Raw genomic sequence first — 16,099 nt, forward strand, 5'->3', positions numbered from 1 at the left:
AGTGCTCAGCATCATTCTCTTCTTTCCCGTCATCGTCGGGGTGGCCCTGGCCGTTTGGCGCGGCCTGCCGGCCAGGGCTGGCGGGCTGGTGTGGCTGGCCGCCACGATCATTGACTTAGCCTTGCTGATGGTACTCACTGCCACGGCCGGCACGGGGGTGAATGGGTTGAAGGCCGAGGAACGCGTGAACTGGATGCCGCAGTTGGGCAGCAGCTACCACCTCGGCGTCGATGGATTCTCGCTGCCGTTGCTGCTACTGACCGGTGTCATCTTCGTGGCCTGCGCTATCTGGTCCCTGCGCGAGAATGACCGGCCCAGACCGCAGGCCGCACTCTTCCTTTTCCTGCAAACGACCTGTCTTGGCCTGTTTGCCGCGCAAGACCTGATCCTGTTCTTCGTCTTCTTCGACCTTTCGATCGTCGGCATGTACTTCGTCATCGCCGGGTGGGGGCACGGCAACAATCGGCGTTCGGCACTCCTGTTCTTTCTTTATACTTTTCTTGGCTCCCTTGCCCTGTTGCTAGGTTTCATTGGCCTCTATCTCGGGGCGGACCCGCATACTTTCGACATGGTGGAGTTGTCCCAGCGGGGCGCCTTCACCGGCACACCTGTCGCTGCAGGATTCGTGCTGGCAGCGATCGTGCTCGGCCTGGCCGTGAAGACACCCACCTTCCCGTTCCACTCGTGGTTGGCGCCGGCCCATACCGACGCTCCGACCATCGGATCGGTCGTGTTGGCCAGTCTGATGCTGAAAATGGGCACCTACGGTTTCGTTCGGATTGCCATGCCCATGCTGCCCGATACTTGGCGAAGCTGGGCCTGGGTGATCGTGATTGTGGGCATTGTTTCGGTCATCTTCGGCGCCCTCGTGGCGCTGGTGCAAACAAACATCAAGAGAATGATCGCCTTCACCTCCATCAACCACATGGGCTACGTCATCCTTGCCGTCGGTGCGGCAGGCGTCGTGGGGCGAAATACCGCGGAGGCGCAACAGCTTGCCATCGCCGGGGCCGTGACCCAGATGGTCTCCCACGGACTCATCACCGGTGCCTTGTTCCTGCTCGCCGGTGTTTTCTACGACCGCACCGGCTCCTACGACCTGGGCAAATACGGCGGACTGGCCGGCCCCGCACCTCGATTCGCCGGCTTCTTCGCCGTCGCCGCATTCGCTTCGCTTGGGCTGCCCGGATTCAGTGGCTTCATTGCCGAATTCCAAGTCTTCACCGGCAGCATCGGCACAGTCCCGTGGGCACTCCTTGCCCTGCCGGGCATCCTCATCACCGCAGTTCTGTTTCTGCGCGCGTTCCAGCGTGTGTTTACCGGCGAAACTAAAGGGCTCTCGGTGGGCTTCCCCGACCTCCACCGCCGGGAAACCATGGCACTGACCGTGCTGATGGTGCTGGTTGTTCTTATCGGGATCGTTCCCGGCCCACTGCTGGGCATGATTGCACCGGCAGCCGAACTCCTCGTCGGGAACTTGCAGCCGTGACATCCAAGGCGCTCAACATGGACTATGCGGCCCTGGCCCCGGAAATTGTCCTGCTCGCCGCAGCTGTGCTGGTCCTTCTTGGCGGGAGCTTTCTGCCCCGGAACCGGCAAATCATCACCCGCTGGTTCAGCCTCGGCGCACTAGGGGTCAGTGCGGCGGCCGGGCTGGCGGGTCTGGCAGGCATGCCGGAGTTCATCTTCAGCGGCAGCTACGCCCTCGACACCTCCACCGCCGTCGTCCGAGTGCTCGCACCCTTGGCGACCCTCGTTGTCATCTTGTTGGGCCGGCATGAATTCATCGGCTCGGTGCGCGAAAGTGAAACGTACGCGCTGCTGCTGTTGGCGACTCTTGGCACAGTCGTCATCGGGGGCGCCACCGATCTGCTCGTTTTGGTTGCCGGGTACCTGCTGGCCAGCATCCCGCTCTACGCGCTGATCGGGTTGTCCCGCAGTGGCGCGGCCGCCGAAGCGACCTTGAAAACGTATCTGATCGGGGCGCTGTTCGGCGTTCTCCTCATGGCCGGGGTCACTCTCCTGACGGGGCTTGCCGCAACCAGCAGCTACCAGGGCATGGCCGAAGCACTCAGCACCGCCCCGGTCGTCGCTGTGGCCGGTGGCGCCGTTGCGGTGCTGATCGGACTGACTTTCAAGGCCGGAGCCGTTCCCGGGCACTTTTGGATTCCGGACGCCAGCGAAGCCGCCGGAATCGCCATTGCCGCGTTCCTGACGACAGTGCCAAAAATCGGGGCGCTCGTCGCCTTGGGCCGGCTGATCGAAGTCATGCCGGGCACAGTGGATGTTCCCTTGCTCGTCGCCATTCTTGCCGTCGCCAGCATGACCGTGGGAAACCTCGCTGCACTGGCACAAAACAACGTGCGACGGCTGCTCGGCTGGTCGACCGTGAGCCAGGTCGGCTACCTGTTGATGCCCTTGGCCGTCATCACCACCAGCGACGGCGCTGCGCTGGCACTGCTGGCCTACATCGGCCTCTATGCGCTCACCAACCTGGCCCTGTTCGCCGTGGTTGCCTGCTTCCCCAAGAGAGCGGAACTTGATGACTGGCCGGGGGTGGCCAGAGCCCATCCATGGCTGACCGGCACCTTGATTGTCAGTGCCCTCAGCCTCGTGGGCACTCCTCCGACGGCAGTGTTCATTGGCAAGGTCGCCGTCTTTACCGTGGCCTGGGACGGTGGGATGCCCTGGCTGGTGGTGGTCGCAGCCGCCAACTCAGTGCTCAGCCTTGTCTACTACCTCAGACTGATCCGGCCCGCATTTCGAACTCCCGGACCGGGCAGCGCACCCATGGACGGCTCCGTCCCGGAGGCCCCCCGAACAGTCAAGGCTACTGCAGCAATACTGGGTGCCGCCGTGCTCGCCGCGGGCGTAGCCGTGACCGGAATGTGGATGGCAACCCACGCATAGTCCTCTTCGGGCTGGGACAGCCGATGTGGACAGCCGGACGGTTGGTTCGCGCAGGCCGCAAGAAGTGTTACAGCCGGGCCAGGCGCACCAAGGCGAAGCAGTAGAGGCCGTAGGCGATGAGTCCCACGCCCACTCCCACAAGGATTGCTTCTCCGAAAGGCAATTCAGTCAGGGCTTTCAGTGCCCCGTCCAGGCCGGAGGCTTCTTTCGGGTCCACTTGGACGGCCGCGACGATGAACAGGATGCCCAGCGTGAGGATGGCGATGCCTTTGGCGATGAATCCGGTCATGGCCAGCACGACGACGGGCCGCTCGGAGCGACCGGAAGGCACCGTGATGTCTTTCCGAAACTTTTGCCGGGCGCCTTTGTAGATGAAGTAGCCGCCAATGCCGACGGTAACGAGTCCCACCGCGATGAGCAGCGCCTGCCCGCCGGGCAGTGAAAGGATGGTCCCGCTGGCCTCCGTCGAAGAAGACGAGGAATCGCTGGGACGCCGGAGCGCAAAAGACAGGGCCGTCGAGGCCACGGCGATGTACGCGACGGCGCTGCCCAGCGATCCCAGGCTCCTCACCCAGCGCTTCTTCGAGGACGAACCAAGGCCAAGAGCGGCTTGGAGCAGCAGCCACAAGGACAGCGCGGCGAGCCCTGCGACAATGATCCACAAAACGATCATTCCGCCGGGCAGTTTCAACAGCTGCGCGAACGCCCCGGACTGGTCCGACTCGCCTCCTTGGTGCAAGGCAACGCGAATGGCGAGGTATCCGATCAGCACGTGCGTGAGCCCGTTGGCGGCAAACCCGATCCGGGCAATCATGGCCAGCGTGTTGCTGTTGCCGGCGCGGCTGGCCGCCGTGCGTGCTTTCCTGCCGGCCTTCACTCGGCGTCCAAAGGGGCAGGTGCGTTTTCGTTTCTCATTGCTTCCTCCGTCAGTTCGTCCCGGCCAGGTGACGCCGTCATCAGGATGGTCAGCGCCAGTGGATCAACGGTGACCCGCAGGTGAGATGCCGAGCCCAGGTGGTCGCCGTCGATCTGGAATTCCTGCGGGCTGTCCAAGGAGATTTCCGCAGTCCTGCCCGAAAGGCTCCGCACTGAGCGGCTCTTGCCCTTGCCAAAGACCCCGACCACCACGCCAAGCCAGCCAAACCTCCCGTGGGGTGAAAACGTCAGTAGGTCCAGGATGCCGTCGGTCACCACGGCGTTCGGGAAGATCTCGAGGCCGCCCATCAACTTTCCGCAGTTGCCCACCATGACGCCGCGAACCTTGCGATGCTTCTCTTGTTTGCCGTCAACGGTGATCGTGGCCGTGACAGGTTTCCCCGGCAGGTTCCGCAGGCCGGATTCAACGTAGGCGAGCCAGCCCACACGGTCCTTGAGCCCGTCCACGGTGTTGGCCATGATGGACGCGTCGTATCCGAGCCCGGCCGCAACCAGGAACATCTGCTCCTGCTCGGCATGGTCGACCACCACCTTCACAACGTCGATCCTGCTCTCGGTTCCTTCCAAAACGCCCCGCGCCGCCCGGACCGGGCTGGCAACGTCAATGCCCAGGTTGCGGGCCAGCAAGTTGCCCGTTCCCAGGGGCAACAATCCCATCGCGGTGTCCGTGCCGGCGAGAACCTCGGCCACAGCGCGAATGGTGCCGTCCCCGCCCGCGGCAATGACGACGTCGACCCCGGCCTCCAAGGCCTCTTTCGCCTGACCATGGCCAGGGTCGTCCTTGGATGTTTCCAACCACAAGGGTTCTTCCCAGCCTGCATCCGTGCACACTTGGGTGATCGTGGCCTTGAATTGCTTGTCGGGGGACTTCACCGGGTTGATGACCACAGCGGCCCGCTTGCCCTGCCGGGGTTGGTTCTCTGCCATGGGGACCTCATGTCTTTGGGGAATCTTGCTTTGCGGAAATTGGCGCTGAATTGAATCCTAACCCTAGCCCGGGGTGCGGGCCGGGGACCACTGCCGGCCACCACTGCCGGGGCCCATCACGGCTCCGGCGACGCGGACCCCGCGTCGGCGGACTGCCGGTTGGCCGTCAGGTACAGCCGGTGGGCGGTAATCACCAAGACCAACCACACGGCGCCCAGGGTCCAGGCAACCAACACATCGGTGAACCAGTGGTGGCCCAGGTAAATGCGGCTCAGTCCCACGGTGAAGGCAAAGAAGCCGGCGGCCAGAACCGTGAGGACCCTGCTCCGGAGGGAGTCCAAACGCAGGATGATCAGGTAGGCCACCACGCCTGCGATCACAGTGGCGTTCAACGTGTGCCCGCTGGGAAACGAGGGCGAGTATTCATAGGGTGGGATGGCGTCCGCCAGGGGCGGGCGTGCCCGTCCAATCAGCTGTTTGCCCGCAACCGTCATCAGCAGCGATCCCGCCGTCGCCGTGAGCATGAGTATCACCGGTGTCCAGGACCGGCGCTTGACGGCGAGGATCACCATGATGGTGGCCGCCAGGATGGGCATCCCGATGGTCCCGGCGATGTCGGTGTATCCCGTCGCGAACGTGTCCAGCCACGGTGAGCGTACACTCTTGGCTGCCTCCAGCAGCGGATGGTCCAGCGCTGCAACGTCGTCGGCCTCGGTGACGGCCTCATAGACTTCTGCGGAAACATATGTCAGCGCGGCGGCGATCGCGGCGCCGATGGCGAGCGTGAGGATCAGTGCGGCGTGCGGTCCCATCCGGGCACTGAGCCAACGCACGACGCCGGCGAGCCAGCGGCCGCCCGGCCCTCGCCACCGGGTAAGATCCGTCTGCCCCAGGAATCGGTCGTCGGTGAGTTCGCCCTCCCGGCCGGACTGCGGGTTGGTCGGTCCTGGGGGTTGTTGTTTCGCCATACCCATATCTTGCCAGTTTTCGGTGACAATAGTTCCCCCGCATTGGACGCTGGAAGCACCCGGCATGGAGCTGCGGGGAACCACCACTCCGCCAGGGAGGCCGAGCCGCCCGGATCGACAGCTTCAGAGAATACCGTGCTCTTTCAGCTGCGCCGCGAGCCCGGACCCATCGGGTGCGGAAACCCAAGGCACGCCGCCGTGGCCCGAGGCGGGCCCGTCCTCGTGGGCTCGGCGACCAGCCAGCAAAGCTTCCCCTGTGGACAGCTCTCGGATGGCGATTGCGGCCGTTTGTGCGGCATGCGAGCGCGCGAAGTCGGCGTAGATCTCCGGATCGTGCTGGCCGTCGTCGCCCACCAACAGCCACCGGATGCCGGGGAATTCCGCTGCCAGCCGCTGCAGGTTGCTGGTTTTGTGTTCCTGGCCGCTGCGGAACCACCGCTGGCGGGTGGGTCCCCAGTCGGTGAGCAGCAGCACGCCTTTCGGGTACAGGTTCCGTTCCAGGAACCGTGCCAGTGCCGGGGCCACATTCCACGGTCCGGTGGAGAGGTAGAGAATGGGCGCTTCGGGGTGCTTGTCGACCAGCCTGTCGAGCAAGACGGCCATGCCCGGCGTGGGTGTCCGTGCCCGCTCGCTGAGGACAAGAGTGTTCCACAGGGCCAGCAGTGGTCTGGGCAGCGCCGTGACCATGACGGTGTCATCGATGTCGGAGACAATGCCGAACGTGGTTTCCGGTGCCACGATGAGAATGCCGGCCTCCGCGGGAGCTGCCACCTCGCTGCGAAGGAAGGCCGTGTGCCAGCCTGGCTCCAACGATGCGTCCACAACCACGTCCACGAGTCCGCCGGAGTCGGCGCGCACCGCATGGACGACGCCGTCGATCTCCACCTCCACCTCGCTGTACCGGACGGGGACGCTGGTGAAGGCCCTCCAGCCGCGCACCTTGCCCGTGGCGGCGGTGGGCTTGGTTGTCAGCACCACCCGGGCCAGCACGCGCACCCGCGTGGTGCTGCCGTAGCCCGGGTAAGCGACGATGGTGGGGGCGAAACCGGTGGCATTGGCCAGCCGTGTTCGGATTTCGTGGACGGCGTCGGCCACATGCATGAGCAAGCCGAGCAGAGTTGGTGCCGGAGGTTCCGGCACAGGGACACGATCCTGTTCAGCAGAGGTCTTGAGAGGTGATTGGTGCGAAGCTGGGGCCATGCTTCCAGCTTCGCACGAAATCGGACTTTCCAGTGACTGAAGTCCTGTGCTGCCGCAGCAAATCAGCCGCGATGCACGCGGTTCGTTCTCACCCGGTCCGCTCGTGGCTCTCCCGTCAGTGGGCAGCGACGTATGGCTTCGGCGCAGGGAGGCCTGCTTCGTCGCGGATCCGACGGGAGAACCGCTCAATGGATTTAAGCGCAGAGACGACATCGGCGGGGCGCACTTCGAAAGGCATGGCATGAATGGTTTCGCCTGCCACGGTGGCGGCATTGGCGACCAGCGCGAGTTCGTGAGTGCTTTCCGCCGTTAGTCCTATCTCTGTGAGGGTAGTGGGCAGGCCCACTCGGGTGGTGAATTCGACAAAGTCTCGTATTTCATTGGTCGGTGCACCCTCAAGGACGAGCTGCGTGAGCGAGCCGATGTTGACTTTCTGCCCGTGGGCCAGTCCATGCGTTTGCCGTGCCGCAGTCAACCCGTTGTGGATGGCATGGGCTGCTGCCAGCCCACCGGACTCGAATCCCAGGCCGGAGAGCAGGGTGTTGGCTTCGATGACTTTTTCCACTGCCGGGGTGACAAGGTGATCTCGTACTGCATCGAGAGCTGGCAGTGCGTTGTCCCAGAGGACATCCCAACTAAGCCGGGCCAGAGCCGTGCCTGTGAGGGTGGGCAGCCCCCCGGCCATTGTCAGTGAGCTGGATGCCGCTGTTGCACGGGCCTCGAGCCAGGTGGCCAAGGCGTCGCCGACTCCCGCAGCGAGGAACGCAGCCGGAGCATTTGCAACAATCTGTGAATCGACGAGGACGAGGTCCGGGTTGCGGGGAAAGAACCGATACTCCTCGAACGCGCCATCTTCTGTGTAGACGACGGCCAGCGCAGATGTCGGCGCATCCGTGGAAGCGACGGTGGGTACTGTCACCCACCGAATACCTGCGAGAAACCCGGATGATTTGACAGCATCTATGGTACTTCCGCCGCCGACAGCGACAACGACGTCGGCGGCGGCGTTCTTGATCACTTCGACGAGTCGGTTGATTTCCTTTGCCGTCGGCATTCCACGGAAGGCTTCCCGGATGACGGGCAATCCAGCCGCTTTCAGCGACGAGGTTGCATCGTGCCCCACGAAACCCCACACGACGTCGTCGGCAACAATCAAGGGCGTGCTTCCGATGGTTGCCACGAATTCTCCTAGCCGGGCCATGGCTCCCGGACCCTGCACATAGCGACCGGGGCTGATGACTGAGCGGATGGGACTACTAGCAGACATGAGAAACTCCTTGACGTCATCGTCGATGTGGCCGAACAGCCACCAGCATTAGCGTACCGAGTAGCGCATGGGTTATCCATGGGACTGTTCCACTTGTGGGAAATCCTGGTGCCAGTGTTGCCCAGCGCGACGGATGAGCCACACATTTCACTCGCGGCGCGCGCGGAGGCTTCGACGCCACGGCCGTCCACGATGATGGTTTCGAGTTGTTCGATGGCGTGGCCGGACCGGGGAAGTTTTCGGCGCGTTTGAGGATGCCAGTGTTCCCGTGGAACAGAATAGGTGCGGCGAAGCATACGACCTGGTGGCAGGGGTGATTCCAGGGCATCGAAAGCGTGCTTGCGGGTTGCGCAACCCAAACAACCACCAAGCCGACATCCCGCTGGAATTAGAGTCCGTCGACCCGAAGGATCCGATCTGCGCGGTGGGCCGTCGACTCTATCAGTATTGCGTTGTTCTCGTCGGATCCGAGGGCCCACGCTCTAGCCTCTTCCTGAGACTTGCCGAAGTCCATGTGACGGGTAACGAGCCAGCGCTGCCGACTGTCTCGCTCTGGGTTGAGAAACCAAGATTCCGTCAGCCAGGTCCTGGCGGTCGGCCATGCCCCAGTCTCGGCCAGGAGGTAGTTCCCTTCAGTTACTACAAGCGGAACGTCTGCCCGAATGAGGATGCTGCCCGCGATCGGTTCCTCGAGATCGCGGTTGAAAGTGGGTGCATAAATTACTTCCTCCGACTTTTGGTCTCGAATTCGGTGGAGCAGATTCACGTATCCCGCGTCGTCGAAGGTTTCCAGGGCGCCCTTGACCTGTCGGAGGCCGGTCGCCACAAGCACTGAATTGGCTAGATGAAAACCATCCATCGGCACCAAAATGGACATGTCTGGACCCAGGGCATCGACAATCCGGCTGCCCAAAGTGGATTTGCCTGCACCGGGGGCACCCGTAATCCCGAGGATTGACCGATTTCCGCTGGTTGCCATGGTGGCAGCCGTTTCAATCAGCTCGTCGATGTGAACCGAAGTAGTCATTTTTGTTCTGTCCTCAAGAAGTCAAGGAGGCCCTGGTCAGCCACCGTGTGTAACCATTCCCGCGTTCCAACACTGGAACACTTCAGGCTGGCGACATTTCCTGCGAACCGCAGTGATGTCGAGCGGGCGGAGCTCCGTCCGTGGTTAGCATGAAACGTTCGGGCAAAACTATATGCGCCGTGAAAGAAGTCGCCAGCGCCAAGCGTGTCTGCTGCCCGGACTTGTGCCACCTCGATGCTTCCTTCCTCAGTGGCGGTCATCCACTTCACCGGATGAGGTCCATCCGTAATCGCGGCCAGTTCAGCCCCTTGAGCCAAGATCCAAGGCAACAGGTCGCGATCCCAAGTTGGCACAGTGAAATTTGCTGAGCAGACAACGTCTGTCGACAGTTGGATCAAGTCCTCCATTATTGGTTTCCATCGACCGGCGTCAAGCACGCGTGGGATAGCTAAGTCGCTGCCCCATCGCGCAGCGACAAGAGACAAATCTGGATGGTGCCCATCAAGATGAATGATGTCTGCCCGGCCCAGTCCCTCCAACGCTGCACGGATACGGCGGCCATCTGCTGAAGTCACTCCCTGGGGACCAGATGGATCATGCCGTGCGTCGGTCGAAACAATCTGCCGATCCCCAGAAGCATCGTCGACAGTGATTGTTGATACAGATGGTTTATATAGGTCCCCAGCGAGGTCCACCACATCAACTCCGTTGATCTCAAGGTCCTCACGGATTAGTGCTGCAATGCTGCCTTGTCCCAGCCGGGTCAACAAAGTTGCCCTTCCGCCGAGCCTGGAAAAGATGACGGCGGCGTTGAGGGCGGGCCCACCTCCGGAGACATCTTGTCGCAATGCCGTGACTTTGGCGTTGCGGCCCGGTAGCTCCTGAACCCGTTGAATGATGTCCAAGGTCGCCAATCCGACGAAGACTCCGCAGGACCCTGACGGCGAAGACTCATGCACCACCGTTGCGCTCCTCCTCGGTCGGTTCGAGGGCGCCTGTCATCAAGGCGACGACCTCGGCCATACTGCGTACGTTGGGGTCGACGACGGCTGCGCGCTTGCCCAAGCGATGTACATGGATCCGGTCGGCGACGTCAAAGACGTGGGGCATGTCGTGACTAATCAGAATCACGGGCAGGCCACGTTCCCGGATTTGACGGATGAGGTCCATAACCATTCCGGATTCCTTAACACCAAGGGCAGCTGTGGGCTCGTCCATGATGATCACGCGTTTGCCAAAGGCCGCGGACCTAACCACAGCCACACCCTGTCTCTGTCCACCTGAGAGAGTTTCAACTGTCTGTGTTGCGGACCTGATGCCGATCTTCAGATCTGCAAGGTGGCGCATGGATTCCGACCGCATCCAAGGCTTGTCGAGTTGGCGAAGTACGTTGCCCATAAATCCCTTCTTGCGAACCTCCCGGCCAAGGAAAACGTTGCTTGCAATGTCCAGAGCGGGGATCACCGATAGATCCTGATAGACCGTTTCAATTCCGTGGTGCCTGGCATCGAGCGTTGTCTTGAATCGAACGGGCTTGCCGTCCATCTTGATCTCCCCGGAATCGGGGACCAATGCACCGGAGAGGGCCTTGATCAGGCTTGATTTCCCTGCCCCGTTGTCGCCGATAACGGCCAGCACTTCGCCGGCACGCAACTCAAAATCCGCCCCATTTATCGCTGTTACCGAGCCATAGCGCTTCACTAAGTTATGGGCTTGTAGCACGCGAGTGTGCGATGTAGTCACTGAGTCCTCCTGCGAGCCACTTGGTCGAAGGCCACGGCCAAGATGACCAGCACCCCCGTGGCGATGTTTTGGTAGAGGTTGTCGACACCTATCAGAGTCAGTCCATTGCGCAGGACACCCACGATCAAAGTTCCAATCAGTGTTCCGACGATCGACCCCCGACCGCCAAAGAGACTGGTGCCGCCGATGACGACGGCGGTGATCGTGTCCAGGTTGGCAGTCTGGTAGGCGTTGGGGTCCGCATTGGGAATTCTTCCAAGTGCCGCCCATGCAGCGATCATGGCTATCACGCCGGTCATGATGTAGACCATGAGCAGCGTCCGGTTCGTCTTAATTCCGGTGAAGCGAGCCGCAGTTGGGTTGCCACCTACAGCATAGACGTGCTGGCCGCCCGCAGTCTGGTTCAAGACATAGAAGCAGACAAGGTACACAACGACCATCACCCCGACTCCCAGAGTCGTACGCCAGGCGCCAATTCCGAAGTCCTGTCCGAAGAATGTCAGGAGCGGTGATGTGACGGGATAAGTGGCAGATCCGGCATACAACTGGCTGGCCGCCGCTACAGCTGTGAAGGTGCCCAACGTGACGATGAACGGGGGGAGACGGAGGAAAGACACCAAGGACCCATTGATCGCGCCAATGGCAACGCAGACTACGAGGGCGATGAGCAATGCGCCTACGCCGCCTGCGCTTTCAACGGTTTTGGCCATCACAATTGTTCCAAGCACTGCGATGGCGCCGATGGAAAGGTCAATGCCAGCCGTGAGAATCACGATGGTCTGGGCTACTGCCAAGATGCCGATCACAATTGACTGCTGACCGATCAAGGAAAGATTGTAGGGAGTGAGGAATCGGGGAGATCCTATCGAAAAGACAACTATGGCGAGGATGAGTGCAGCCAGCGGCCCCACGAGCGGTTGCCGTGCTACCCAAGTCCAGTCCCGGCTGGGTCGCGGCGGTCCGGATCTGATGGAATCCGTGGTGGTCATGAGTTGCCTCTCTGGGACGTGCAGCCTAAAGACACTGGTGCCTATGCGCCCTCGTATGGCGCCCAGACCGTCAATTTACTGAAGTTATCCCCAGCAATTCTCCAAACCCCAAGCAGTATCTTTGGAATCTAGCCCTTCGACCGGCTGGTCCGTGATCAGCTGTGCCCCGGTGTCATTGAATCCGCTCGGCTTGGTGCCGTCCTGGGCAAACTTGACCACGGCGTCAACTCCCTCTTGGGCCATCTTGGCCGGGAACTGCATAACCGTCGCGCCGATCTTGCCGGCCTTGACGTTTTGGACGCCCGTACAGCTGCCGTCGATCGATGCCATGGTGATCTGCTTGGTCTTGCCTGCGGCCGAAATGGCCTGGTAGCCGCCAGCAGCGGCTGGCTCATTGATCGTGTAGACGGCATTGGCGTCAGGAACACGCTGGAGCAGGTTCTCCATGGCTGTTTGTGCCTTGGTCTGGTCGCCGTTGGTCGTCTCCATGCCTGCGATCTCGGGCGAGCCGGACGCAATTCCCATGCCCTCCAGGAACCCGTCGTGCCTGAAGGTGTCCACCGTGCCACCGGGCGTTCCATCGAGCATGAGCAACTTCGGTGTCTTTGTACCCAGGGTTCCCTTGACCCACTTGCCTTCGAACACGCCCGCCTGCTTGTTGTCAGTCGCAAACGTGGCATCGACCGCATCGGCCGGGTCGGTGGCCGTATCCAGGGCAATGACCACGACGCCGGCATCACGCGCCTGCTTGATGGCAGCCAGAATACCTGTGGACGAGTTCGGAGTGATGAGTATGCCTTTCACTCCTTGGCTGACGAGATTTTCGATGGCGGTTACTTGGCCCTCGTTGTCGCCGTCGAACTTGCCTGCGAGCGCTATCAGGTCGGCACCCTTTTTGGAGGCTTCGGCCTGTGCCGCTTCGCGCAACTTCACAAAATATGGGTTGGTGTCGGTTTTGGTGATCAGCCCAACTTTTACGTTAGCGGAACCACCGCCATTTGTGGCACCGGGGGTACCGTTGCCGCCACACGCCGTGGCGGCAAGGGCTAGTGCACCAGCCAACGCCAACGCCGACAGTGATCGGCGCATTCTGGTGTGCGGGGCAATCTTCCTGAAACTGCTGTACTTCGCCATCTGGACTCCTTTGGCCAGTGAGGCAGGGATCTGCCGTAGAGTGGCTCCACTGTAAGACTCCCGCAAACGCTTGCGCAAGCGTTTAAAACAAATTAGCGTGATTCGTGTCACCAGATGCGCAATTTCAACGCAGGAGGTCTCTTGGGCAAAATGGCAGATGTCGCCCGTGAGGCGGGTGTCTCCATCACCACCGTTTCGCATGTCCTCAATGAGACGCGCACGGTCAGCCCCAGTACTCGGCAACGAGTGCTGACCGCGATGGACACGACGCATTTTCGTCGTAATGCGCTGGCGACTGCTCTCGTGACGTCGCGCACGCATTCCATTGGACTGTCCATTTCCGCCCTGAGAAATCCATACTTCGCAAATTTGGTTCACAGTATCGAGAAGCGTGCATCCACCCGCGGCTACAGCCTGGTGATGGGTGATTCGCATGACGACGAGCAGTGTGAAGAGGCGCTTCTTGGAACGCTTCTGGACCGCCAGGTTGACGGCATGATTATCGCTCCGGCACCGAACAGCGAATCCTCGAATCTTCCACACGTCATCAACGACGGAACACCGATGGTGCTAATCGACAGGCATGCCGATGTGGACTGTGACCAAGTGGCCCCGGACAATGTCGAGCCCACCCGCTTGATCACGAGTCACCTAATTGATCTGGGTCACACCTACATCGCGGCGGTGACCGGCCTGCCGGGGATCCAGTCCACGATCGAGCGTGTCCAAGGGTTCGAGTCCGCCATATCCAACGCCGATTTTCCGGTCAAGACGACGATGATCGAGGGAAACTCCAAGGCCAAGGGAGCCTATCGTGCAGTTCGCGAACTTTTTCACGACATGGAGTCACGCCCTACAGCTCTCGTTGTCCTCAACAATGCCATGACCATTGGCTGCATGCACGCATTGAGAGACCTCGGGCTCAAAGTGCCCAATGAGGTTGCCTTGGTGTGCTATGACGACTTCGAATGGGCCGATGTATTTGAACCCCGGCTGACTGCCATCGAACAAGACGTGAAGAGCATGGGCCGAGTTGCCGTGGACCTCCTGATCGACAGGATCGAAGGAAGTGAGGGGCCCCGCCAGGTTCTAAGGACTCATACCATCTACCACCACCGGAATTCCTGCGGCTGTACCAATTAATCAAGGAGCATGCCATGCCAATCGCTACCCCCGCCGAGTACGCGCAAATGTTGGACACCGCAAAAAAAGAAAGATACGCCTACCCTGCAATCAACGTCACCTCGTCTCAAACCCTCAACGCGGCACTGGCCGGCTTCGCCGAGGCGGAAAGTGACGGCATTATTCAGGTCTCGGTGGGCACCGCGCAGTACCTGTCGGGCGTCGTGCAGAATCGGGTTGCCGGTTCTTTGGCACTGGCATTATATGCCCACGAAGTAGCCAAACTATACAACGTGAAGATAGCCCTGCACACCGATCATTGCCCCGAAGCCAACCTCCAAGACTGGGTTTTGCCACTCCTGGAGCACTCCATCAAACGTGTGAAGAGTGGACTTTTGCCGCTGTACCAATCTCATATGTGGGACGGATCAGCGCTGCCTCTGTCCAACAATCTGCAGATCGCACAACGATTGCTCACCATGTCCCAGCAGGCAAAAACGATTCTCGAAGTGGAAGTTGGCGTCGTTGGCGGTGAGGAAGATGGCATCGTCGGTGCCATTGACGAGCGGCTATACACAACCGTTGACGATGTCCGACAGCTTGTGGAAGCACTGGGAACCGGCCACAAAGGTCGGTATATGGCTGCATTGACGTTTGGCAATGTCCATGGTGCCTACAAACCAGGGAAGGTGAAACTCAGGCCAGAATTGCTGGGTGAAATTCAGGCATCACTGGCACAACAGGCGGGTGCCGACCGACCACTGGACTTGGTGTTCCACGGGGGGTCCGGCTCAACCCGTGAAGAAATAAGTGAAGCCGTGAGCCACGGGGTGGTCAAAATGAATATAGACTCCGACACCCAATACGCATTTACACGGTCCATTGCTGGTTTCATGCTGTCCCACTACAACGAAGTCCTCAAGATAGACGGTGAGATGGGCATAAAGAAGTCTTATGATCCGCGGTCGTGGGGGGCGCCTGCCGAACAGGCCATGTCGGCCCGAGTCGTGGAGGCCGCCCAACAGCTCGGATCTGCCAGCCGGTCTTTGAACTAGCTAAAGGAACTGTGCAAAAAGGCTGATGATGAAAGTCCTGAACAGGTGTCCTGGGGGGACTCGGGGCACGATCTCGTAGAATCCGGGGTGGGCGAGTCTGGCATCATCCATCCATGCGGATTTTGGCGTAGATCGAAGAACATGGCCGCTTTCGACTCCGGACGTTTTGGCTTATTCAAGCCCGGCCCTGATGGCCTCGTCGAGGGAAACCATCGAGGTCACCGACGTGTCGAGCGCGAAACGCCGCCCTGTCATGGTTTCCGGCAGGATGCGCACGAGGTGTGCACCTCCAACCCCTTGCCAGGGAAACAGCCCTCGTGCGGTGGTGTTGAGGGCATGACCCTCGGAGGAGGCGAATTCTGCGTGCCCCTTGATGACCACGCTCCAAGCCTTTCCCAGCTTCTCATTCACGGCATCGACCTCAAAGGCGACGCGTCCATCAGCGTTGATGGCGTTCATCTTGGTGCCGTCACCGGTCCGAAACAGGAGAGACTCACCATCAATCTGGTAATTGACAGGGAAAACGTCCGGACGGCCGTCCACGGTCACGGCAAGCCGACCAACAGATGTTTGGGAAAGGAACGTCCAGCATTCCGTGGCTGTCAGGATTACGGCCTTCGGGGCCACCGCATTTGCTCTCATGGAATGACACTACGGTCCGGCAGTCCCGGCAGACAGGGCACAAAGTCCCGAATCCAGGCGGGACGGGCCACAGCGGCGCCGGAACCGAGAGCGGCAGGTCACCGGCACGGGTGGGGACTTTGTGCCCTGTGCGGCGCTGCCGTGCAGCGGCGACCATTGGAGCTGACAGGCCGTGCCAT

At 61.0% G+C, this 16,099-nt stretch carries 15 protein-coding genes; 4 read left to right on the forward strand and 11 right to left on the reverse strand.

Annotated elements, in window-relative coordinates; translation table 11 throughout:
• Position 1 precedes the first annotated feature (1 nt).
• Complete coding sequence (locus tag QMG25_RS09720; protein ID WP_283459738.1) at positions 2-1,489, forward strand: complex I subunit 4 family protein; 1,488 nt, start codon at positions 2-4, stop codon at positions 1,487-1,489.
• Positions 1,486-2,910 (forward strand): NADH-quinone oxidoreductase subunit N, encoded by a 1,425-nt coding sequence (locus tag QMG25_RS09725; protein ID WP_283459740.1) that lies wholly within the window; start codon positions 1,486-1,488, stop codon positions 2,908-2,910. The genes QMG25_RS09720 and QMG25_RS09725 overlap by 4 nt, the downstream gene beginning before the upstream one ends.
• A gap of 67 nt (positions 2,911-2,977) precedes the next feature.
• On the opposite strand, the gene QMG25_RS09730 is transcribed toward QMG25_RS09725, so the two are convergent.
• From QMG25_RS09730 to QMG25_RS09775, 10 genes are all read right to left on the reverse strand, one after another.
• Positions 2,978-3,787, reverse strand: coding sequence for a DUF1206 domain-containing protein (locus tag QMG25_RS09730; protein WP_283459742.1), 810 nt, complete (start codon positions 3,785-3,787; stop codon positions 2,978-2,980).
• Positions 3,784-4,773, reverse strand: a complete 990-nt coding sequence (locus tag QMG25_RS09735; RefSeq protein WP_283459744.1) for a diacylglycerol/lipid kinase family protein — start codon at positions 4,771-4,773, stop codon at positions 3,784-3,786. The genes QMG25_RS09730 and QMG25_RS09735 overlap by 4 nt, the downstream gene beginning before the upstream one ends.
• Positions 4,774-4,889: 116 nt before the next feature.
• A complete protein-coding gene (locus QMG25_RS09740; protein WP_283459746.1) occupies positions 4,890-5,741 on the reverse strand; it encodes a phosphatase PAP2 family protein in 852 nt (283 codons plus the stop codon).
• Positions 5,742-5,864: 123 nt separating this feature from the next.
• A complete protein-coding gene (locus QMG25_RS09745) occupies positions 5,865-6,881 on the reverse strand; it encodes an App1 family protein phosphatidate phosphatase (protein ID WP_502866377.1) in 1,017 nt (338 codons plus the stop codon).
• A gap of 175 nt (positions 6,882-7,056) precedes the next feature.
• Positions 7,057-8,208, reverse strand: coding sequence for a glycerol dehydrogenase (locus QMG25_RS09750; RefSeq protein WP_283459748.1), 1,152 nt, complete (start codon positions 8,206-8,208; stop codon positions 7,057-7,059).
• Positions 8,209-8,596: 388 nt separating this feature from the next.
• Positions 8,597-9,235, reverse strand: a complete 639-nt coding sequence (locus tag QMG25_RS09755) for a nucleoside/nucleotide kinase family protein (protein ID WP_283459750.1) — start codon at positions 9,233-9,235, stop codon at positions 8,597-8,599.
• Positions 9,232-10,197 carry a PfkB family carbohydrate kinase gene (locus QMG25_RS09760; protein WP_349307125.1) on the reverse strand — a complete coding sequence of 322 codons (966 nt, stop codon included), beginning with the start codon at positions 10,195-10,197 and terminating at the stop codon, positions 9,232-9,234. The genes QMG25_RS09755 and QMG25_RS09760 overlap by 4 nt, the downstream gene beginning before the upstream one ends.
• Complete coding sequence (locus QMG25_RS09765; RefSeq protein ID WP_283459752.1) at positions 10,187-10,978, reverse strand: ATP-binding cassette domain-containing protein; 792 nt, start codon at positions 10,976-10,978, stop codon at positions 10,187-10,189. The genes QMG25_RS09760 and QMG25_RS09765 overlap by 11 nt, the downstream gene beginning before the upstream one ends.
• Positions 10,975-11,805: an ABC transporter permease gene (locus QMG25_RS09770; protein ID WP_283459754.1), complete on the reverse strand. Its 831-nt coding sequence runs from the start codon at positions 11,803-11,805 to the stop codon at positions 10,975-10,977. The genes QMG25_RS09765 and QMG25_RS09770 overlap by 4 nt, the downstream gene beginning before the upstream one ends.
• A 246-nt stretch (positions 11,806-12,051) precedes the next feature.
• Positions 12,052-13,101, reverse strand: a complete 1,050-nt coding sequence (locus QMG25_RS09775; RefSeq protein WP_283459756.1) for a substrate-binding domain-containing protein — start codon at positions 13,099-13,101, stop codon at positions 12,052-12,054.
• A gap of 114 nt (positions 13,102-13,215) precedes the next feature.
• On the opposite strand from QMG25_RS09775, the gene QMG25_RS09780 reads away from it, so the two are divergent.
• The gene (locus tag QMG25_RS09780) at positions 13,216-14,244 is read left to right on the forward strand and encodes a LacI family DNA-binding transcriptional regulator (RefSeq protein WP_283459758.1); all 1,029 of its coding nucleotides are present in this window, start codon (positions 13,216-13,218) and stop codon (positions 14,242-14,244) included.
• Entirely contained in the window at positions 14,244-15,278 is a 1,035-nt protein-coding gene (gene fbaA, locus QMG25_RS09785; RefSeq protein ID WP_283459929.1) for a class II fructose-bisphosphate aldolase, read from the forward strand. The genes QMG25_RS09780 and fbaA overlap by 1 nt, the downstream gene beginning before the upstream one ends.
• Positions 15,279-15,449: 171 nt before the next feature.
• Here fbaA and QMG25_RS09790 read toward each other — a convergent pair whose 3' ends face one another.
• Positions 15,450-15,920, reverse strand: coding sequence for a pyridoxamine 5'-phosphate oxidase family protein (locus QMG25_RS09790; RefSeq protein WP_283459760.1), 471 nt, complete (start codon positions 15,918-15,920; stop codon positions 15,450-15,452).
• Positions 15,921-16,099: the final 179 nt, after the last annotated feature.

The sequence above is a fragment of the Arthrobacter sp. H35-D1 genome, assembly GCF_030063185.1.
In the GTDB taxonomy this organism is placed as follows: Bacteria; Actinomycetota; Actinomycetes; order Actinomycetales; family Micrococcaceae; genus Specibacter.